Raw genomic sequence first — 20,853 nt, 5'->3', positions numbered from 1 at the left:
AGGCGTCGATGACGATGCTCTCCGTCGCCGAGGCGCGGGCGAAGTCGCGTATCCGCCTGCGCTCATCGATGTCGACCTGGGCCACCCAGTCCGACTCGATCAGCGTGAGTTCAGACGACGGCTCTGATACCAGCACCCCCACCTCAGCGGTCGTCGAGATCGCGCTGCACCCGCCCACAGAGAAGCAGGTGCTCGACGATCAGCAGGCCGCAATGGAATGGGCAGCGAGCTGGCGAAAGGTTGCCGCGCCCGATGGCAGTGGCGAAAAACTGGACAACTCGAGCAGTCCGGTCATCGACTGGGCCGAACGTTCTTGGGCGCGAGTCGGGCGCCAACAGATCCCACTGCGCCTGCGACTTGGTGCTCCAGAGACTGTGGCGAACTTCGTCGGTGGAGACGAAGCCGAGCAGTGGCGTCGGCTGCGGGACCGGGCCGCGACGATCCGGTCACTGTTCGATAATCAGCACCCGGCCACTTCGGCGCGCATCGACCAGCTGGCCTCGGCGATCAAAGCTCATGCGAAACGGATCCTCGGGCTCGGACAGGCAGAATTCGACACGCTTCTCGATGTCGTCGCATGGTTGCGCGATCACCCGGTGGGTACCCTGCGGCCCAGGCAACTGCCGATCCGCGGTGTCGACTCGAAATGGTTTGAAACACACCGCGCCCTGGTCACAAGCCTGCTGGAGGCAATAGGCCATCCCGAGGCGGTCGACGTCCTCGACGCAGAACCGAGAATTCGAATGCGCATCCTCGACCCGAAACTCGCACCCTCAGGACTGAGCGACATCGCTGCGCCGGTGACTCAGATCAGCGATCTGGCAATTTCGCCGCGGCTCGTCTTCGTGTTCGAGAACCTCGAATCCGTGCTCGCCATGCCGACCTGGACCAGCGCGGTGGCTGTGCACGGCTCGGGATATGCCGTGGACAACGTCGCCCGCCTGTCCTGGGTGCACGGGACGTGTGTCATCTACTGGGGTGACCTCGACTCGCACGGATTCGCGATCCTCTCTCGGCTGCGCAAACACTTGCCGCACGTGGAATCGACGCTCATGGACGAGGCCACACTCACCGATCACAAGGACCTGTGGGTGCAGGAACCGAAACCACACACCGGAGCTTTTCCGGAACTGACTGGGACCGAGACACGGGCGCTGACTCGTCTGCGTGCCGAGGGCGATGTGCGCCTCGAACAGGAGCGGATCCCCTGGAGGGCAGCGCTGGAACGGTTGACCACCTCGGCGGCGGAGTCTGCACCGAATCCGGGGGAGCCTGAGTGACCGACCGGCCTCGCGGGGGACTGGCAGCGCTGTGCATCGCCGAGCTGTGCAGCTGGGGTCTGCTCTACTACTCGCTGCCGGTGGCGGTGACGCGCATCTCTGCGGACACGGGATGGAGTCAGACGACCGTGACCGCCGCACTGACCGTGGGGCTCATCGTCTCCGCGCTCGCCGGTGTCCGCGTCGGCAGAATGCTGGATTCCCGCGGGCCACGCACACTTATGAGCCTCGGCACGGTCATCGGCATCGTCGCACTGCTGCTCGTGGCGGCGGCGCCCAACCTCATCGTCTTCTTCGCAGCCTGGGTGCTTGCGGGATTCGCGCAGGCGGCAACGCTCTATCCGCCGGCCTTCGCCGTCGTGACCCGCTGGTACGGAGCGGACCGGGTCAAGCCGCTGACGACGATCACTCTCGTCGGCGGGCTCGCCTCAACCGTGTTCGCCCCGATCATCGCCTGGCTCATCGACGCCTGCGGATGGCGCACCACCTACGTCATCCTCGCCGGTATCTTGGCGCTTACCGCACTGCCGATGCACCTGTTCTTCCTCAACCGGAAATGGACCGACGAGGCGGCGCAGGAGTCGCGGACACCATCACGGACAGAGATCCGCACGGTCACACGATCCAGTCGCTTCATCATCCTGCAGATCGCAGTGGCACTGTCGACCTTCACCCTCTTCGCCGTGACGATCAACATCATCCCGCTCCTCATCGAACGCGGCGCCGCATACGGGCTCGCAGCCATCGCACTCGGGATCGTCGGCTTCGGTCAGGTCGCCGGTCGATTCCTCTACCCCGCACTCGAACGCCACACCACTTCAAGGGCCAGAACCATATTGCTGTTCGCGTGCGGGGCGATCGGCCTATGGCTCCTGGCCTTCGTCCCGGGCCCAATCTGGCTGCTCATCGGCATCGGCATGATCACCGGCGGAGTGCGCGGATGCATCACGCTGCTGCAGGCCACGGCAGTCGCCGACCGGTGGGGGACCGCCAACTTCGGAGCGATCAACGGAGTCTTCGTCGCACCCATCACCGTCGGCACGGCGCTGGCTCCCGTTGCCGGTCCCGCACTGGCAGGTTTCGTCGGAGGCTTTCCGATGATGGCGATCGTGATGGCCGCACTGCTGACCGGGGCGACCGTGCTGTCTGCGCGGACGTGAGCTGGGCGGTGCTCGACGTCGTCGATTATGGGCCTGTTTTAGACTGGTTGCCATGTCGATGCGCGAGGTAGAGCCAGTGCAAGACCACCGACCACCGTTGCGTCGGCACCAACGCGAAGCACTCGAAGCGCTCCTTGAATCCGCAGGCGCCGACTCTCGCCGATCGTGGGTCGTCCTGCCGCCGGGTGCGGGGAAGACCCGAGTCGGCATCGAGCATGCGCAGAACCTGCTCGACGGCGGACATGTCTCGAAGGTCGTGGTCTTCGGCCCCAACACTGCTATCCAGACACAGTGGGCGAACGCCTGGGACGAGCTCCGCACCTACGCCGATCGGACCGACCGAGTCGACCACTCCGACCACGCCGAGCACTTCGACCGAGTCGAGCACTCCGACCACGCCGAGCACTTCGACCGAGTCGACCACTCCGACCACGCCGGAATTGACCGTGCACTTCCAACCCATTTCACCGCACTGACCTACCAGTCACTGGCCGTCTTCGACGATGACCGCAGCAACACGAAGAACCTCCTCGACGAACTCGCCCCGGGAGGACGGGCACTGGTCGACCGCCTCGGCGATGTCGGTCCTCTGCTGCTCATCCTCGACGAATGCCACCACCTGCTCGACGTATGGGGCAGCCTGCTGACCGAACTCCTCGACCTGCTTCCGGAGGTCTGGGTGCTTGGACTCACGGCTACTCCTCCCGGAACGATGACGACAGCACAGTCAGAGCTGGTGACCGGCATGTTCTCCGACATCCGCTACTCCGCTTCGATCCCCGCAGTCGTCAGAGAAGGCGACCTGGCCCCATTTGCAGACCTCGTCTGGGTGACGACCCCGACGAACGAGGAGAACAGCTGGCTGTCCGCGCAGGCCACCCGCTTCACCGAACTCATCACCGGAATCCTCGACCCTGCGCAGGGCACTGTGCCGTTCCTCGAATGGGTCGACAAACGCTTCTTGGGCACCCGAGACACGGTTGTCAGCTGGGCGGCCATGAGCCGCTCGAACCCGGAACTGTGCACAGCTGCACTGCGACTCCACCACGCGGATCTGCTCAGACTGCCTCCGGGTGCCAGCGTCGCTGAGCAGCATCGTCGTGACCCCGATGCCCACGACTGGGCGCTGCTCATCGATGATTGGATGCGCCACCACCTGGTCGCCTCCGAAGCTGCAGAAGACATGGAACTCGCCGAGGCGATCCGTCGTGCCCTGCCCGCCATCGGGTACCGCTGGACTCGGTCCGGCATTCGGGCAGGACGGTCACCTGTTGACCGTGTCATCGCCTATTCGGCGTCGAAGCCGCAGGCAGCGAGCGAGATCATCTGTGCCGAGGCGGCCACCCTCGGCCAGCAGCTGCGAACGTTGGTGCTCTGCGACTTCGAATCAGTGACAGCCACCCTTTCCGCCGATGTCCGTGAAGTGGTTGACGAGGATTCCGGTTCGGCCCAGCTGGTCCTCGAAACACTCGTCTCCGACGCCCGCACCACAGATCTTCGACCACTTCTGGTTTCGGGCAAGACTGTGGCCGGGGCACCTGAGGTGCTCAGCGATCTGTGTGCCCGGATCGCAGAATCCGATGAGTCTCTGGCCGCCCGCCTGCGAATCGGCGAACCGGTTGCAGGAGTCAGCCGCATGGAAGGACCGTGGAGCAGTCGGGCCTGGGTCCCGTACGTGACTGAATTCTTCACCACGGGAAGATCGCAGGTCCTCATAGGCACTCGTGCCCTCCTCGGCGAGGGATGGGACGCGCCGGCCATCACCGGTCTCATCGACCTGAGTACCGCAACCACACCGACAGCGGTGACGCAGACGCGTGGCCGAGCCCTGCGGCGAGATCCGAAGCAGCCGGGCAAGGTGGCGCTCAACTGGACTGTCGTCTGCGTCAGCCCCGATCATCCGCGCGGTGACCAGGACTGGGGACGTTTGGTGCGCAAACACGACGGATTCTTCGGCACCGACTCCGAGGGCGAGATCGTTGATGGAGTGGCTCATATCGATTCCGCTTTCTCTCCCTACGAGCCACCAGCGGTGGACCTGACAGAGGAGATCAATGCGCGGATGATCACTCAGTCGCAGGACCGTGCAGAGATCGCGCGACGGTGGAGTGTCGGCAGTGACTATAGGGATGAAGAACTGCGTTCGGTGCGGATCCTTGCCGACACCGGTCCGCGTGGTGCGGATGCGTTGGCGCGGTTCGAAACTGACACCGCTGACAACGACGAGATCGGAGCGATGCCGCGCCACCTCGGCGGGGATCCGGGACGCATCCTGCCCTTCGGGATCAGAACTGCGACCATCGTCCCCTGGCTGGGGGTAGGACTGATTCTCCTTCTTCTGGGCGTAGGGCTTGGAGGTGCCGGTGGGGCGGTTCTCACGGTGCTCAGTCTTGTCGTCTGGCTGAGTCTGCCTGCTGTTCTGTCCGTGGCCGGGTCTCGACGCACTCGTCTCTATGCGAAGCCGCCGACAGTTGGCCAACTGGCTGGCGCCATTGTTGAGGCACTGCAGCAGACGGGCCACAGCAGTGTCGGGTCCGAGGCGGTGCGTATCCGGGTGGACGCGCGCGGGGATCTGCGCTGTCACCTTGATGCGGATGCGCGGTCCGCGGAGGCTTTTGCTCTCGCCCTCGACGAGGCGGTGTCACCGATCGCGGATCCGCGGTATCTCGTTCCCCGGTGGGCATTGCCGCACCCGCAGGAGGGAATCCGGGTACTGGCGGAGCGGCTGAGGTGTGGATGGTCGTCAATGCAGCAGAGCGATCCTGTCTGGCACGCGGTGCCGTCAACTCTGGGCACACGACGAGAATCGGCACTGGCATATGCACAAGCGTGGGACCGGTGGGTCGGCGGAGGCGAGACAGTCTACACACGGAACCCGGAAGGGGCCGGGATCCTCACCGCCTATCGCGGAACGAACCCGATGCGCATGTCATCGGTGCTGCGCACTTCCTGGCACTGAGGTGGTGTGCGGGGCACCGCAACGGAAATCAGTGTGTTGCTGATGCAACCTGCTTCAGGGTGCTGCGAATCGCATTGACCGCGGGGTTCCTGTCGCTGCCCGCCCGCGTGGATGCGGTGATGATTCGCGATTGATCGATTGAGACTGTCTGGAATGAGCGTAACGGGTCAAAGGTAAGTTGAGGGAGAAAAGCAGCAGCGAGACCACGCTCAACGATCTCTGAGTGAAGGTTGAGGTCGGATGTCTCGAAGTGGACCTGAGGTTCGTATCCGGCGGCACGGCATGCGGCCATTGACCATGCGCGAGCGGCGGTGCCGGGATGTTCCATGACCCACGCCGCCTCGGCTAAGTCGGCAAGGCTGCGCGCCGACCAGTCGATCGGGAAAGCGAGGAGCAGCGGATCGGTCAGAAGGGGCTCTGAGCTGACGCCGGGGTGCGGTGGCGGAGGACTGCCGGGATACTGCTCAGACAAGACCAAGTCGTAGTCGCGTGCGATGAGTGCCGGGATTGCCGCCTCCGCGTCGACATGAGCGAAGGTCACGGACAGACGGGGGTGGTCGTGCGCAAGCTGCTGTATGACGTCGAGGACGAGGGTCTGGGCAGCGGTTTGGAAGGTGGCGATGTGGACGGTGCCGGTGATCGAGGTCCGGCTGGCGGCAATGTCGGCCTCCGCACGTTCGAGCTCGCGCAAGATCGTTTCGGTGTGGGCAACCAGTTGTCTGGCTGCTGCGGAGAGGCGGACGCGGCGACCGGCGGGTTCCAACAGCCGTGTGCCGGTTTCGCGTTCGAGAATGCCGAGCTGGTGCGAAATGGCAGAGGGGCTGTAGCCGAGGGCATCAGCGACTGCTGCAAGGGTTCCGCGGTGTGAGAGTTCACGCAGCAGTCGCAGCCGATGCAGGTCATACATTGCCGCTCTCACTCATCTCTTCGAATCATCAATATTTTTCACTGGTATCAGTCGAACCCATGCTATCGCTTCGTCAGTCACATGTTCGTACTGTTGTCATAGAACAGACCATTGGGTTGTCGCGACGACGAACCACTCAATCTATGGAGGAGGCGATGACCGCAGTGTCACCGAACAGAACTGTCCCGGATCTACTCGACATCAACGGCGACCGGCTGTGGTCCTCATTAATGGAGCTGGCGCAGGTCGGTTCCTATGAGGATTCAGAGACCGGTTTGGTGGGCGTGAATCGACAATCCCTGACCGATGCGGATGCCGAGGGCAGGAATCTGCTGGTGGGGTGGATGGAATCGGCCGGCCTCGACGTATGCATCGATGAGATGGGGACGATCTTCGGTCGCAGGGAAGGCCTTGACCCGACATTGCGTCCGGTGGTGGCCGGCTCGCATATCGACTCGGTCGGCACCGCTGGAGCCTTCGACGGATGCCTTGGTGTGTTGGGGGCGCTGGAAATCGTGCGTTCTCTCAATGACCAGGGCATGAGGACGCGACGGCCGCTGGTGATCGCTGCGTGGACTGAGGAAGAAGGGGTGCGCTTCGGCACCGACATGCTCGGCTCCGCTGTAGCAGCGGGCAGGCTCACCCTCGACTATGCATATGACCTCGTCGATGCCGAGGGGCTGCGATTCGGCGACGAGCTCGACCGCATCGGATTCAAGGGAACACAGCCGGTCGTGTTGGAGCCACCTCACGCCTATGTGGAGTGCCACATCGAGCAAGGTCCAGTGCTGTTGCGTGATGACGTTGCCATCGGCATTGTGACCGGGGTGCAGTCGATCTCTTGGCAGAAGGTCATACTCCACGGTCGCGCTGCACACGCAGGCACAACACCGACTGAGCTGAGGGTCGACGCAGGATTGGCGGCTGCACAGATCGTCGTGAAGGTTCGCGAGATGGTCGACTCGGGCAGTTACGGGCGACTGCGGGCCACCGTCGGTCACATCGCGACTTCTCCGGGCCTGCCCAGTGTGGTTCCAGACCGAGCGGAGCTGACCGTCGACCTGCGCAATCCCGACGACGAACAGATGGCCGCGGCAGAGAGGGACTTCGCCGCATTTCTGGACACGCTTCCCGAACTGCAGCCGTGCTCGGGGCTGAAAGTAGCGACGAAGAGAATGGCCAAGACGAGCCACGTTCCTTTTGACCACCGCGTGCAAGACGTCATTGCCAAAGCCGCAGCTGATCTGGGGCATCAGCCCGTGACATTGATGTCGGGCGCAGGCCATGATGCACAGGAGATGGCGGCAATAGCTCCGACAGCGATGGTCTTCGTGCGGGGACAGCACGACGGGATCAGCCACAACCCGCGCGAGTATTCAACTCCCGACGACTGTGCAGCCGGCATCACCGTCCTCGCCAACACGCTGCTGAGACTGTCAGACGAATCGGCCGACGAATCACATGATGAACTGACCGAACCACTCACCGACGAAACGGATGATGTATGACCACCTCGAAGACTCCAGTCCCACTCAACAGGACTGCTCGCGCTTGGCGTGCCGAACCATTGGCGAACTCGCCGGTAGATTTCCACCGGTCGCTGCCCGGATACGCACCGACCCCGCTGATCAGTCTGCCCGAGGAAGCGGCGCGTCTCGGAGTGAAGTCGGTGCTGGTCAAGGACGAATCTCAGCGACTGGGCCTGCCAGCGTTCAAGATCCTCGGAGCCTCGTACGCGATCGCGTGCGCGCTCTCGGAGCGGTTCGGAGCCGGCGAAGTGCTTCGACTTGAAGCACTCGCGAAACGGCTCGATGCGGAGGCAGGGCTTTCGCTGGTCGCCGCGACGGACGGCAATCACGGTCGGGCTGTCGCTCATGTCGCCAATCTGTTGGGGCTGACCTCAACGATCTATGTCCCACCGGGTGTCTCCGAGGCGGCGAAGGACGCGATCGTCGCTGAAGGCGCGGAATTGGTCGAGTTGAATCTGACATATGACCAGGTCGTCGCCGAGGCTGCCAAACAATCCGGGCCGGGTCGTCTGCTCATTCAGGACACCTCGTGGAAAGGGTACGAGGATATTCCGCAGTGGATCGTCGACGGATACACCACCTTGGTCGAAGAAGTCGACGAACAGTTGGCCGATATCGGCGTCGATCGCCTTGACGCGGTCTTCGTGCCTGCAGGCGTCGGATCGCTCGCTCAAGCGGTCGTCCACCACTATCGTTCCTCCAAACACACGCCCGCGCTGTTCGCAGTCGAGCCGGATACGGCGATGTCAGTGACGGCAGCCCTGTGCGCAGGGCGGGTGGTGCCGGTCGACACCGGCGATACGATCATGACCGGACTGAACTGCGGCACAGTCTCCGAAATCGCGTGGCCCACACTGCGCGACGGAATCGATGCACCCATCACCGTCACCGACAGTCAGGCGCTCGCCGCCGTTGCCGATCTGACCGACTTAGGCGTGGATTCGGGTCCGTGCGGCGCCGCCAATCTCGCTGCACTGCGTGTGCTGATAGCCGATGACGAATTGTTCACGTTCTCAGGTCTTGGCCCCGGCTCCGTCGTCGTACTGCTGAGCACTGAGGGTAAGGCTGCGAATCCCCAGGGAAATGGGAACACCGAAGGCACCGCGAACCGCGAGGGAATACAGCGATGACTGCACCGAACCCGGACGAGCGGCCCGCAGAAACAGCAGTGATCGGCGACGCACTGTCTCCGAAGGGCCCCGACCTGATCCGTTGGCGTCACCATTTGCATCAGCTGGCCGAGACCGCCTTCGGCGAGTACCGCACGGCGTCATTCGTCGCTGACATAATGCGGTCGTTGAACATCGATGTCACGACCGGGATCGGCGGAACCGGAGTAGTGGGCACCTTGACGCGTGGTACCTCCCGACGCTCGATCGGATTGAGATCCGATATGGACGGTCTGCCGATTCAAGAGCGAACGGGGCTGGAGTATGCATCCCGTCAGGAAGGAAGCATGCACGCATGCGGACACGATGGGCATATGACGATGGTGCTCGGAGCGGCGGCGGCACTGGCAGAAGATGAAAATCTCGACGGCACCGTCCACTTCGTATTCCAGCCTGCCGAGGAGCCGGGAGAAGGTGCTGCGGCCATGATTGCCGATGGTCTGTTCGACCGGTTTCCGATGGACGCAATCTTCGGTCTGCACAATATTCCAGGTCTGCAGGCAGGCCAACTGGCTACGCGTGCGGGAGCGATTATGGCGGGGGAGGACAACTTCGTCATCACCATCACCGGCAGAGGCGGGCACGCATCGGCCCCGCAGCGCGTGATCGATCCGCTCGTCGTGTCTGCTCACATCGTCATCGCCCTGCAGACGATTGTGGCTCGGAGTATCGACCCGGTGTCCTCCGCGGTCGTCTCCTGCACGGATGTCACGACCGACGGCGCTCGCAACGCGATCCCGACTGTCGTTCGCATCACCGGGGATACACGCAACTTCGAACCTGAAATCAGCAGCTTTCTTGAACGTCGTATCCGGGAGATCGCCGAGCACACTGCGCGTGCACACGGCGCGAACGCCGAGGTGGTCTACACACGTGAGTTTGCGACGACCGTCAACCATCCTGATGCGACGGCCATGGCCATTCGAGTAGCCGCCAGCGTCGTCGATGCTGAATTCTGTGACGCGAATACTCCACCGATCATGGCCAGTGAGGACTTCGGTGTCTACGCAGGCCACGTTCCGGCGAACTTCACTTTGATCGGCAACGGTGTCGACGGGGCGACGGGCGGGTTGCCGCTGCACAGTCACGACTATGACTTCAACAATGCCGTGTTGCCTGTCGGAGTCCGCTACTACTGTGGCCTGGTTCGCGAGATTCTGTCGTAAGAGATGTCTGAGGTGTGATCCGGTCCGTCGGTGCTGTCTCTGACTTCACACCCACAGACCGCTGACCTCGGGGATAGACTGAAACCGCGGTACCAGCCTGTGTCGGCACTCTGACTGGGATGCTGACGGAGGTCCACCCAGGAGCTGTGAGAGCTCCACGTGTTCCAACGGAAGGAATCCTATGCCCACCGTCGCCGGAAACATTGTCGATACGCTCGTGGCCAGCGGAGTCAAGAGGGTCTACGGGATCCCCGGAGATTCGCTCAACGGCTTCACCGATGCGCTGCGCGTCAACCCGCAACTCGAATGGGTCCACGTCCGCCACGAAGAGGCAGCATCCTTCGCCGCCAGCGGTGAGGCCGCACTGACCGGGGAACTCGCCGTCTGTGCAGGCAGCTGCGGACCGGGAAACCTCCACCTCATCAACGGACTCTACGACGCCCAACGCTCCCGCGTGCCGGTGCTCGCAATCGCCGCTCACATCCCCAGCGATGAGATCGGCTCAAACTACTTCCAGGAGACCCACCCGACCGAGCTGTTCCGCGAATGCAGCGTCTACGTCGAACACGTGGCGTCCGCGGAGCAGATGCCGCGCCTGCTGCGCATAGCCATGCGCGAGGCCATCGAGAAGCGCGGGGTCGCGGTCCTCGTCATCCCCGGTGACGTCGGACTCACCGATATCTCTGCCGCCGCCGAGGTGGTGCGGTCCTATGCGCCCCGTGTGATCCCTGCCGAATCCCAGCTCGAAGCGGCCGCGAAGGCGCTGAACAAGAGCAAGAAGGTCACGATCCTCGCCGGTGCCGGCACCGAGGGGGCCCATGACGAACTCATCGCCATCGCCGCCAAGCTGCAGGCACCGATCGTGCACTCGCTGCGCGGCAAGGAGTTCATCGAATACGACAACCCCTATGACGTGGGGATGACCGGTCTGCTCGGCTTCTCCTCGGGCTACCATGCGCTCAAGGACTGCGACACTCTGCTCATGTTGGGCACCGACCTGCCTTATCAGCAGTTCTATCCCGATGACGCGACAGTCATCCAGGCCGACGTCCGAGGGTCCCAGATCGGCCGGCGTACCCGTGTCGACATCGGTCTGGTGGGCACCGTGGCTGACACCGTCGGCGAGCTCCTGCCGCTGATCAAACCGAGTCGCAGCAGCGCTCACCTGAAGTCGATGACGAAGCATTACGGTAAGACCCGCAAGGATCTCGACGAACTCGCAACCCCGTCGAAGCGGACCATCCACCCGCAGTACCTGACTCGCCTCATCGACGAGATGGCCGATGACGATGCCGTGTTCGTCCCCGACGTCGGATCACCTGTGGTGTGGGCCGCCAGGTATCTGACCATGAACGGCAAACGCCGACTGATCGGGTCCTTCAGCCACGGCTCCATGGCCAACGCCCTGTCCCAAAGCGTCGGCGTCCAGGCCTCCCATCCGGATCGGCAGACGATCGCGCTCGCCGGTGACGGTGGCCTTGCCATGCTGTTGGGCGAGCTCATCACCCTGACGCAGAACAAGCTGCCGGTCAAGACCGTTGTCTACAACAACTCCTCGCTGAACTTCGTGGAGCTGGAGATGAAGGCCGCCGGCTTCGTCACCTTCGGAACGGAGCTGTCGAACCCCGACTTCGCCACCATCGCCGAGGCGGTCGGCATCAAGGGCTTCCGCGTCGAGAAGTCGAAGGATCTGCCGAAGGTCGTCAAGGAGTTCCTCGCCTACGACGGTGCCGCGGTACTCGACGTCGTCACCGAACGTCAGGAACTGTCCATGCCTCCGACGATCACCGCCGAACAGGCCAAGGGCTTCGCGCTCTACGCCGTCCGCACGGTGCTCTCCGGCAAGGGCGACGAACTCATCGACCTGGCACGAACGAACATCCGCCAACTCTTCTGAGCTTCGCTGGACGCTGGAGGCCTGCCGCTCAATCCTGTGCTAATCAACGGTTGGTAAGTTCTTCTCGACCCGGAGCTCCGGATCGAGAAGAACTTACCAACCGTTTGCCTATTCAACTGTCGGCAGTTGCAGGTTCAGGCAGGATTGTTCAGGTGGGTGTTGAGGAGCTTCCCAAAGGTCGCTATATCTGTCTTCTTCGTGACTCGGAGGACGGCCCATCCCTCGGCTTCCAACAGTTGTTGCCGTTCGATGTCAGTGTTGAATTGCCCCGCTGACGATCGATGATGGTCTCCCTCATATTCGATTGCCAGCTTGAACTCTGGATATCCCAAATCGGGTTGCAGGATCGCATTCTTGATCCGGCAGAGAACTTGCGGGTGAACTACAGGTTCGGGAAAGCCGTTGTCGATGAGCCACAGCCGCAGCCAGGTCTCACGAGGAGAGTCAACGGTCAGGCGGATGAGCGAAAACGCCTTCTCTATCCTTCGGCGGTTGCGGACCTGGCGGCGAGTGGCGAGTTCGGTTTGAAGCGATTCGACAGTGGTCTTCGGCCCACCGAATCGCTTCGACACCGCTGCATCGCCGAATTGCACGAGTTCGAGCAGACTGAGGTGAGAGCCGAGTTCGACGAGAAGGTGCGGAACCGTGACCAATTGCAGGTCGAAGAAGTCGATCTGCTTGAGCTGACGATGTCGATGAAGAATGACTTGTCGCATATTGACTCGGGTGCAGGCCGTGTCCCCAGCGACGTGTAGATCCTGGTCCCGGATTCGGCTCGGCACCGGCAAGCCATAGAGACGAGCCGCAGTCCAGAATGTGCCAGCCACGTCGGGGCGTCGCAGACGAAATCCTCGCAGCAGCGTCGCAACCCTCTGCCAATTGGGTCCTGCCCAAACCGGTGTGGGAGTCACGGTGTCATCGGTTCTGTCGATCCAAACACCGTGGACCAACTGGATATAGCGAGGATCATGCTGCAGCGCATACGAAGTGATCTTCCGAGCGGCTAAATCGGCGCGGGTGAATGGAGTCGGCATCTGCCTGAACGTCATCGGTTTCGAGTGCCAATACGACATGCTGATCAGTATCGGGCGGCCAGAGGCACACTTTCCAAATGGCTCGGGAGCATTGGGGATAACGACCCGGCATCCCCAGGGGAACTACGTCGAAGTCAGGTTCAGCTGTGGACAGATTCATACTCGGCTCAAGCAGCGATTTCCGCTGACCCTGAGCGGTGTTCCCGTTATCGCAGTTGTTGTGATCGCAGTGGTTGCCCGCGGCCCCAGCACGTAAATCTCAGTCTCACATTGTCCCAACGCTCGGGGTCGTCCACAATGCAGAGCGCATGAGTCGACTTTCGCAGGTCCGGCGAAACGGAAACCCGACCTATCTGCGGACTCTTGCTGAAACGGTTGGTAAGTTCTTTGCGATCCCGAGCTCAGGATCGCAAAGAACTTACCAACCGTTGGCGTAGGGAGCCACGGTTGTGCCCACTGCCGTCTGACTAGCCACGCTCACGTTCGCAGCGGCGACTGGCCGCTTCACAGTTCACGCGATCGGATACTCAGCCAGAGCCTGCGCGGTGACCAGAGCGGCGGTCATTGCCTCGTGGCCTTTGTCTTCCTGCGAGCCCTCGAGCCCGGCGCGGTCGATTCCCTGCTGCTCGGTGTCGCAGGTCAGCACCCCGAAGCCGACTGGTTTGCGGGAGTCGATGGCAACGCGGTTGAGTCCATCGGTGGCGGCTTGGCAGACATAGTCGAAGTGCGGGGTGCCGCCGCGGATGACGACGCCGAGGGCGACGACCGCGTCGAAGTGCGGTGCCAGTCGGGCTGCGGCGATGGGCAGCTCGAAGCTTCCTGGGACCCGCACCAGGGTAGCTTGGGCGCCGGCCTCGGCGGCTGCCCGCTGGGCACCGTCGACCAGGCCGTCCATGATCTGTGTGTGCCAGGATGCTGCGATGATGGCGACTCGAGTATCGGCCGCAGAGACGGTGAGCTCGGGTGCTCCGGAATGTGCCATGGGTGGATCCTTTCGTCGCGGCCGTGATAGCCGCAATAGTCAGTGTTGAGGAGTGCCTGTAAGTGAAGTGTCTGATCAGCGGTGGTGCCGGTCAGCAGCAGAACTGCTCAGCAGTGGTGCTTCTCGGCGATGGTCGCCGAGGCGGTGGCGCTGCCGACGACTGAAGGCAAAGTCAGGGTGTGGTGCATGCGTTCACGCTTGGTGTTGAGGTAGTTCGAGTTCTCCGGCCGCGCAGGAATCTCAAGCGGAACGACTGCCTCGATCGTGATCCCCAGCGACTCGAGCGCCCGAGTCTTATCCGGGTTGTTCGTCAGCAGGCGGATGCGAGTCAGGCCGATCGAGCGCAGGATCTCCGCGGCGGCACGGTAGTCGCGGTCATCATCGTGGAAGCCGAGTTCACGGTTCGCATCAACGGTGTCCAGCCCCCGATCCTGCAGGGCGTAGGCGCGGAGCTTGTTGCTCAGCCCGATGCCGCGGCCTTCGTGGCCGGTCATGTAGATCACGGCGCCACCCTCATCGGAGATCCGCTGCAGCGCCAGATCCAGCTGCTCACCGCAGTCACATCGGTGCGATCCGAAGACGTCCCCGGTCAGGCACTCCGAATGCACCCGAACCAGGGGAGCGGGCCCGCGCAGTGAAGGCTCCTGACCCGCCGGTTCATGGGCAACGGCGGCAGAATCGATCCCGGAGAACACGCCGAGGTGGTCGTGGCCGTCGATCGTGAATGCGCGGGCGCTGAAGCTCCCGTGCTTGGTCGGCAGCGGCACCTCCGCCGAGGCTTCGAGCGCTCGCGGGTTCGTATCCGACTCATGAGTTGAGCTAAGACCCGCTGATCCGGCATCCGGCCGTTCGGCATTCACAGAGTCTTCGCGATCCGCCTCATTGAGGTAGTCGATGAGTCCTTCGATCGAGACCATGACGAGCTGATGGGCATCGGCGAATTCGCGGAGGGAGTCAAAGCGCATCATCGAACCGTCGTCATGGACTACCTCGCCGATCATCGCCACGGGAGTGGCACCGGCCAGCCGAGCGAATTCGACTCCGGCTTCCGTGTGTCCTGGGCGTTCACGGACTCCACCGGACTTCGCGATGAGCGGGAAGACGTGCCCGGGGCGGGTGATCGATGCCTGGTCTGGGACTGCTGCGGCAAGGTGACGTCCGGTCAGGGCACGCTCGGCGGCGCTGATGCCGGTGGTCACGCCGACAGCGTCGCAGCTGATCGTGTAGGCGGTGCCCTTCGGGTCTTCGTTGGCAGAGACCATGGGCGGCAGTTCGAGTGCGGCGGCACGCTCAGCATCCATGGGAGCACAGATGACGCCCGAGGTGTAGCGAACGAAGAATCCCATGGTGGCAGCCTCGGCGAACTCAGCGGCCATGATGAGGTCGCCTTCGTTCTCGCGGTCCTCGTCATCGACGACGACGATGGGCTGGCCCGCGGCGAATGCGGCGATTGCCTCGCTGATCGGATCGAGTCGAGCAGCGCTCGGGGTGGTCTCAGTCATGGTCGGCTCCTTGTCGAGTGCTGCTGTCGGTTGAGTTGAAGACTGTGGTCGTTTCCGCGGCGGTTTCTGTGCGGAACGAGAGCAGGCGGGCGGTGTACTTCGCGAGCACGTCGACCTCGACGTTGACCGGATTGCCGGGCGACAGGTCGCCGAACGTGGTGTGGGTCAGCGTGGCCGGGATGAGCCCGACCTCGACCCAGGCGCTGGACTCGGAAGGTTCGGAGACTGCGGTCAGCGTCAGGGAGACGCCGTTGAGGGCGATGGAACCCTTGACGGCGGTGTAGGGCGCCAGAGAGTTCGGAATGCCGATGCGCAGGGTCGACCACTCAGCGAAGTCGTCTCGGCTCAACAGCTCACCGCACCCATCGACATGTCCCTGCACCACGTGGCCATCGAAGCGCCCTGAGGCGGGTGTGCAACGCTCCAGGTTGACCCGGTCCCCGGTGCGCAGAGCCCCGAGGCCGGTCAGGCGCAGGGTCTCGCCCATCACCTCAGCGGTGAAAGGTCCTTGCACCTCGGCGGTGAAGGCGCCCTGCGGCGAGGATGATTCGTCCCTGACCGAGGTCAGGCACACGCCGTTGACAGCCAGCGAGCCGCCGAGGCCGAGGTCGTCGACGAGCCCCTTGGCGTCGATGGTGATGACGGCAGAGTCATCCAAGTGGTCGATGGCTGCGACGGTGCCGAGCTCCTCGATGATGCCGGTGAACATGTGCCCTCCGAATGGATTGTCGATAGTCAGTTGGAGATGAGTCAGATGGTGTAGTTGTCGGTGTTGCCGGAACTTGAGCCGGAACTCGAACCGCTGCCCGAGCCGGTGACGAAGTGCAGCAGGACGTCGGGGCCCAGCTGTGTGATGGCGGGTTCAGCAGTTTCATCGGAAACCAGGTTGACTGCCTCGCTCAATGTCGATGTGCCCAGACCCGACAGGCTGGATTTTCCCGCCCCCACCAGCAGAGGAGCCTGATAGCAGAAGACCTCGTCAACGGCGCCAGCGGTGAAGAAAGCGCCGAGCACGCTGGGCCCGCCCTCGACGAGGATGTGGCGCAGACCGCGGGCATGCAGTTCGCCCAGCGCTGCAGTGACATCTCGTGTGCGCAGGTGAACCGTGTCGGGATTGAGTGCGAGGAAGGATTCCGGCGGCAGGGAGGTCAGCCCGAGCACGATGGGCACCGGCTGGGATTCCAGCGGTTCACCACCCGGGCCTCTGGCGTTGAGTCGGGGGTCATCGGCGAGGACCGTTCCGGTGCCGACGAGGATCCCGTCGACGCGGGACCGGTACTTATGTGAATGCACTCGCGAAGCCGCCGAGGTGATCCATTGGCTGGTCCCGTCGGACGCCGCAACCATGCCGTCGAGACTCTGCGCGATCTTCGCGGTGACGAACGGACGCTCGGCATCGACAGCACGACGCCACCTGGCATTGAGAGCCGAGGACTCGTCACGGCCCAGGCCCGAGCGGACCCGGACCCCTGCCTCGGCGAGGGTGGCTCCACCACCGGCGGCAACACCGTTGGAATCGGGCAGAGCGAAGACGACCTCGGGAATGCCGGCATCGATGATCGCCTGGGTGCACGGCCCGGTCCGGCCGATGTGATTGCAGGGCTCCAGGGTCGCGAACAGGGTGGAGGCGGTGAGGTCGACGCCGAGGTCGATGGCCGTGGTGATGGCGTCCACCTCGGCGTGGGGGCTGCCTGCGCCGGCATGATGGCCGACGACGATCTGCGAGTCCCTCGTCAGGATCGCGGCTCCCACCAGCGGATTCGCGCCGCGGTGACCGTTTCGCGCAGCCTGCAGAGCCGCGGACATCGCGGTCGTTTCGAGTTCGGTGAACTCTGCCTGCATGAAAAAACCTCCCGAGCCGATGCCGGGAGGGAGGATATTGCGGGTGCAACTATCAGAGCGTGCGAACGTGTGCGCCAGTGCATTGGGATGCACCGAAACTCAACGACTGCGGTCGCCATGCTCCTCCCATCCAGACTCTGACTGTCGGTCTCGGAATTTCACCAAGTCAACCATCTGCACGAATGCAGCCGGCTCGCGGACTATCACCGCCGGTACGGATTTTCACCGTCCCCGGAACATGTGACCACAGATTAGCACGCACCTCGCCGAGGCGGCCATGACGTCCATCACATGAGAAACGCTGGTGCCCTGCCGCAGTCCCGCCAGGGCGGGGCTGCAAGGGGTGACGCGGACTGTCGAGGCTTCGGTGGCGTGACACAGCCCTTGCGAAATTACATAACCTAGGTATATACCAGAGTTATGGATGATGTTGATTCGGCAGAGCTCGTCTCTGGCCTCGTTGTCGTTTCCTCCCGTCTGACCAGGGCGCTGAGGCGAGTGATCGGTGACGAAAGTGACCTGGTCACATTGCGTGGCCTCGGCGTGGTCGAGCAGTACCAACCTGTTCGGGTCGGACATTTCGCACAGGGCTACCTGTGCTCTCAGCCGGCTGCGACGAAAATTCTGGCCCGTTTGGAAGAGGCGGGATATGTGGTGCGCGAGGCCAGTGCGAGCGATCGAAGGGCATCGCAGTTCTCGCTGACCGATGCCGGCCGCACAAGGCTGGCCGAGAATCGCAACATACTGGCCGAGCGGATGGAACCCTACTTCGAGGCGCTGACTCCCGAAGACAGGCTCAGCGTCCATCGGGCGCTGGGGTTGGTCTCGCAGTACCTGCAGGATCAGCATCCGGTGGATGCCGACGAGGTTCAGCCTGACGACGAACGGAACGGCTGACGATGAACCACCTCGGCGGCAATCACATTGAGCCGGCGAGTCACATCAGACCAACGACAGAGAACCACAACATATCGACGAAAGGGTGCGCAGGAACAGCAATGAGCGTGTCACCAGGTAACGAAGCACAGTTGAAAGATGAGGAGGGCGCGGAAGCATCTATTCTGCGTCAACCACGAGCAGTATGGGCAGTCGCGTTCGCCGCGGTCATCGCGTTTATGGGTATCGGTCTGGTTGACCCGATTCTGCCCGCGATCTCCGAAGACCTCAACGCTTCACCGTCACAGTCGATGCTGCTGTTCACCAGCTACCTCTTCATCACCGGCGCCATGATGTTCTTCACGAGCTTCCTCTCCTCGCGCATCGGTGCGAAGAAGACCCTGTTGATCGGTCTCATCCTCATCGTCGCATTCGCGGCACTGGCAGGATTCTCCGGCTCCGTAGATCAGATCATCGGCTTCCGCGCGGGTTGGGGCCTGGGCAATGCGCTCTTCATCTCCACCGCGCTCTCGACGATCGTCGGTGCCGCTTCGGGTGGTGCTGAGAAGGCGATCATCCTCTATGAGGCCGCGCTCGGCGTCGGCATCGCCACCGGTCCGCTGTTGGGAGGGCTGCTCGGCGGAATCTCCTGGCGTGGGCCGTTCTTCGGCACTGCAGTCCTCATGGCCATCGGCTTCATCTCAATCGTCGTTCTTCTTCCCGGTGGAAAGTCGGGTCTGAAGACCAACCCCGAGCCCATCAAGCTCAGCGCCACCTTCCGCGCTCTCGCTCACCCCGGAATCCTCGCCCTGGGCATCTCCGCGCTGCTGTACAATTTCGGGTTCTTCATCATCCTCGCCTACAGCCCTTTCCCGGTCGAAGCGGCGGCCGCGAAGATGGGGATTGAGAACTTCGGTGCGATGGGCCTGGGCTTCGTCTTCTTCGGTTGGGGCATCAGTGTGGCGATCACCTCGGTCTTCGGCGCCCCGATCCTGACCAAGCGGATCGGTCGTCGGCGCACTCTCGTCGCCACTCTCATCGCGCTCGCAGCCATCCTCGTGGTCATGTCGTTCATCGTCGAGTCCTTCGTCGGGATCATCATCTGTGTGATCCTCGCCGGATTGGTCCTCGGTGTGCTCAACACGGTCTTCACCGAGTCTGCGATGGAGGCCAGCGATCTGCCCCGTCCGGTGGCTTCGGGAACGTATTCGGGTGTGCGCTTCATCGGCGGCGCCGTTGCTCCGCTGGTGGCCGGACCGGTCTCAGAGGCCCTCGGCGTCGGGGTCCCGTACCTCTTCGGTGCGGCTACTGTGCTGTTGGCGGTCGTGGTCCTCAGCGTCTCTTGGAAGGCGCTGCGTCGCGTCGATGGCCACATCGAGGAGGCTCCGGTCGATGAGGCCTATGCTCTCACCGGCGGCGACGCCTGAGGTGAGAGCGTTGCGGGAGAGGGATCTCCTGCTCCGAGCGTTCGTCTGAGGCGAAGCGTTGATGGCGCCCGTGAGGCTTGATCCTCTCGGGCGTCTGTCGCGTCATGGCATCGGCGTAACGGTATCGATGGGCCATAGATACACACTGTTCATGTCACGTTCCAGATCTGGAACACCGGGAATGCGAGGATTCCGGTCACTGTGTAGCACAATTGATATCGCACTTCCTGTGCAGAGACGATATTTTTCCTAACACGAAGGTCACCATGTCCTACGACGCGAACAACGCATATCCCGCAGGCCCCGGTGCCACAGGTCCAGGAGCCATGGGCCCTGGCGCTGGTGGATTCGGCGGCCAGCCTCGCGGAGCTGCCAGCCCCGACGACCTGTCCCTCCCTCTTTATGGCGCGTCGTTCGGCCAGGCTGTCAAGCGCTTCTTCAAGAAGTACACCCATTTCTCGGGCCGCGCCTCGCGCAGCGAGATCTGGTGGGTGGCGCTGTTCGGATTTTTGGTGCAGCTCATCCCAATGATTCTGGCCATCGTCGGTGCAACCATGGCGGCGAGTTCCGCGGCGATGGTGGATCCCTACGATCCGACTGCTGCACAGGCTGCCATGTCGGGTCCCGGAGTGATTATTGCTGGGATCGGCTATGTCATCGGTGGTCTCATCGGACTCGCAATGCTCATCCCGACCCTGGCGATTATCTGGCGTCGACTGCATGACGGGAACTTCGCGGGACCGTTCTTCTTCCTCTACTTCATCCCCGGCGTCGGCGCGATCATCCTGCTCGTTCTGCTGCTCTTGCCTTCGAAGCCTGAAGGTCAGCGCTTCGACGTCTGATCATCTGAGCGTTCTCGATTGAGCGAGGCTCATATCGAAGAGTCCTCAACACGAACGAACTGAAGCTGCCGCATGCATACCCTGCATGCGGCAGCTTTTTGCTGTGCGGGAACAGTCTGAGCATCGTCGTAGGCGTTGCTTCGCCGACTCGTACACGCCAACTCATACACTCAGTGCTGTTCCGCACCTCGCCTGCTAAGTCGCACCGTTCCCGCTACCTGATACAGCTAGTTTCACTCAGCGACCTGGGGCTGCCAAAACCTACCGTTGCAGATGTAGGG

At 62.8% G+C, this 20,853-nt stretch carries 16 protein-coding genes and 1 riboswitch; of the genes, 10 read left to right on the top strand and 6 right to left on the bottom strand.

Annotated features, from left to right (window positions below; all coding sequences use genetic code 11):
* Positions 1–8: 8 nt before the first annotated feature.
* The 3 genes from LQ788_RS17675 to LQ788_RS17665 are packed head-to-tail and all read left to right on the top strand — an operon-like array spanning position 9 to position 5,399.
* Positions 9–1,280, top strand: a complete 1,272-nt coding sequence (locus LQ788_RS17675) for a Wadjet anti-phage system protein JetD domain-containing protein (protein WP_231443263.1) — start codon at positions 9–11, stop codon at positions 1,278–1,280.
* Positions 1,277–2,440, top strand: coding sequence for an MFS transporter (locus LQ788_RS17670; RefSeq protein WP_231443261.1), 1,164 nt, complete (start codon positions 1,277–1,279; stop codon positions 2,438–2,440). The genes LQ788_RS17675 and LQ788_RS17670 overlap by 4 nt, the downstream gene beginning before the upstream one ends.
* Before the next feature lie 52 nt (positions 2,441–2,492).
* Positions 2,493–5,399 (top strand): DEAD/DEAH box helicase family protein, encoded by a 2,907-nt coding sequence (locus tag LQ788_RS17665; RefSeq protein WP_231443259.1) that lies wholly within the window; start codon positions 2,493–2,495, stop codon positions 5,397–5,399.
* Positions 5,400–5,427: 28 nt separating this feature from the next.
* Here LQ788_RS17665 and LQ788_RS17660 read toward each other — a convergent pair whose 3' ends face one another.
* On the bottom strand, positions 5,428–6,306 hold the full coding sequence (locus LQ788_RS17660; protein WP_231443257.1) for a LysR family transcriptional regulator: 879 nt from the start codon (positions 6,304–6,306) through the stop codon (positions 5,428–5,430).
* A gap of 155 nt (positions 6,307–6,461) precedes the next feature.
* Here LQ788_RS17660 and LQ788_RS17655 point away from each other — a divergent pair, with 155 nt between their 5' ends.
* The 4 genes from LQ788_RS17655 (at position 6,462) to poxB (ending at position 12,067) form a co-directional block, all read left to right on the top strand.
* Entirely contained in the window at positions 6,462–7,814 is a 1,353-nt protein-coding gene (locus LQ788_RS17655) for a M20 family metallo-hydrolase (protein ID WP_231443255.1), read from the top strand.
* On the top strand, positions 7,811–8,965 hold the full coding sequence (locus tag LQ788_RS17650; RefSeq protein WP_231443252.1) for a diaminopropionate ammonia-lyase: 1,155 nt from the start codon (positions 7,811–7,813) through the stop codon (positions 8,963–8,965). The genes LQ788_RS17655 and LQ788_RS17650 overlap by 4 nt, the downstream gene beginning before the upstream one ends.
* Positions 8,962–10,170, top strand: coding sequence for an amidohydrolase (locus LQ788_RS17645; RefSeq protein ID WP_231443250.1), 1,209 nt, complete (start codon positions 8,962–8,964; stop codon positions 10,168–10,170). The genes LQ788_RS17650 and LQ788_RS17645 overlap by 4 nt, the downstream gene beginning before the upstream one ends.
* Before the next feature lie 181 nt (positions 10,171–10,351).
* A complete protein-coding gene (gene poxB / locus LQ788_RS17640) occupies positions 10,352–12,067 on the top strand; it encodes a ubiquinone-dependent pyruvate dehydrogenase (protein WP_231443248.1) in 1,716 nt (571 codons plus the stop codon).
* A 134-nt stretch (positions 12,068–12,201) separates the two neighbouring features.
* Here poxB and LQ788_RS17635 read toward each other — a convergent pair whose 3' ends face one another.
* The 5 genes from LQ788_RS17635 to ribD all read right to left on the bottom strand — a co-directional run bounded on the left by LQ788_RS17635 (position 12,202) and on the right by ribD (position 17,427).
* Positions 12,202–12,660, bottom strand: coding sequence for an endonuclease domain-containing protein (locus tag LQ788_RS17635; RefSeq protein WP_231443241.1), 459 nt, complete (start codon positions 12,658–12,660; stop codon positions 12,202–12,204).
* A gap of 952 nt (positions 12,661–13,612) precedes the next feature.
* Positions 13,613–14,083 (bottom strand): 6,7-dimethyl-8-ribityllumazine synthase, encoded by a 471-nt coding sequence (gene ribH / locus LQ788_RS17630; protein ID WP_231443239.1) that lies wholly within the window; start codon positions 14,081–14,083, stop codon positions 13,613–13,615.
* 107 nt (positions 14,084–14,190) lie between these two features.
* Positions 14,191–15,585 carry a 3,4-dihydroxy-2-butanone-4-phosphate synthase gene (gene ribB, locus LQ788_RS17625; RefSeq protein WP_231443237.1) on the bottom strand — a complete coding sequence of 465 codons (1,395 nt, stop codon included), beginning with the start codon at positions 15,583–15,585 and terminating at the stop codon, positions 14,191–14,193.
* On the bottom strand, positions 15,578–16,294 hold the full coding sequence (locus tag LQ788_RS17620) for a riboflavin synthase (protein WP_231443235.1): 717 nt from the start codon (positions 16,292–16,294) through the stop codon (positions 15,578–15,580). The genes ribB and LQ788_RS17620 overlap by 8 nt, the downstream gene beginning before the upstream one ends.
* A 41-nt stretch (positions 16,295–16,335) precedes the next feature.
* On the bottom strand, positions 16,336–17,427 hold the full coding sequence (gene ribD / locus LQ788_RS17615) for a bifunctional diaminohydroxyphosphoribosylaminopyrimidine deaminase/5-amino-6-(5-phosphoribosylamino)uracil reductase RibD (RefSeq protein ID WP_231443233.1): 1,092 nt from the start codon (positions 17,425–17,427) through the stop codon (positions 16,336–16,338).
* A 114-nt stretch (positions 17,428–17,541) separates the two neighbouring features.
* Positions 17,542–17,670: riboswitch (FMN riboswitch) on the bottom strand.
* A gap of 255 nt (positions 17,671–17,925) precedes the next feature.
* On the opposite strand from ribD, the gene LQ788_RS17610 reads away from it, so the two are divergent.
* The 3 genes from LQ788_RS17610 to LQ788_RS17600 all read left to right on the top strand — a co-directional run bounded on the left by LQ788_RS17610 (position 17,926) and on the right by LQ788_RS17600 (position 20,572).
* On the top strand, positions 17,926–18,324 hold the full coding sequence (locus LQ788_RS17610) for a MarR family winged helix-turn-helix transcriptional regulator (protein ID WP_231443231.1): 399 nt from the start codon (positions 17,926–17,928) through the stop codon (positions 18,322–18,324).
* A gap of 101 nt (positions 18,325–18,425) precedes the next feature.
* Positions 18,426–19,730, top strand: coding sequence for an MFS transporter (locus tag LQ788_RS17605; RefSeq protein WP_231443229.1), 1,305 nt, complete (start codon positions 18,426–18,428; stop codon positions 19,728–19,730).
* Positions 19,731–20,056: 326 nt separating this feature from the next.
* On the top strand, positions 20,057–20,572 hold the full coding sequence (locus LQ788_RS17600; RefSeq protein ID WP_420868420.1) for a DUF805 domain-containing protein: 516 nt from the start codon (positions 20,057–20,059) through the stop codon (positions 20,570–20,572).
* The last annotated feature ends 281 nt before the right edge of the window (positions 20,573–20,853 follow it).

It is taken from the genome of Brevibacterium zhoupengii (assembly GCF_021117425.1).
Taxonomy (GTDB): domain Bacteria; phylum Actinomycetota; class Actinomycetes; order Actinomycetales; family Brevibacteriaceae; genus Brevibacterium; species Brevibacterium zhoupengii.
Note: the sequence above shows the minus strand (reverse complement) of the source record. Positions and strands in the feature narration are given on the sequence as shown.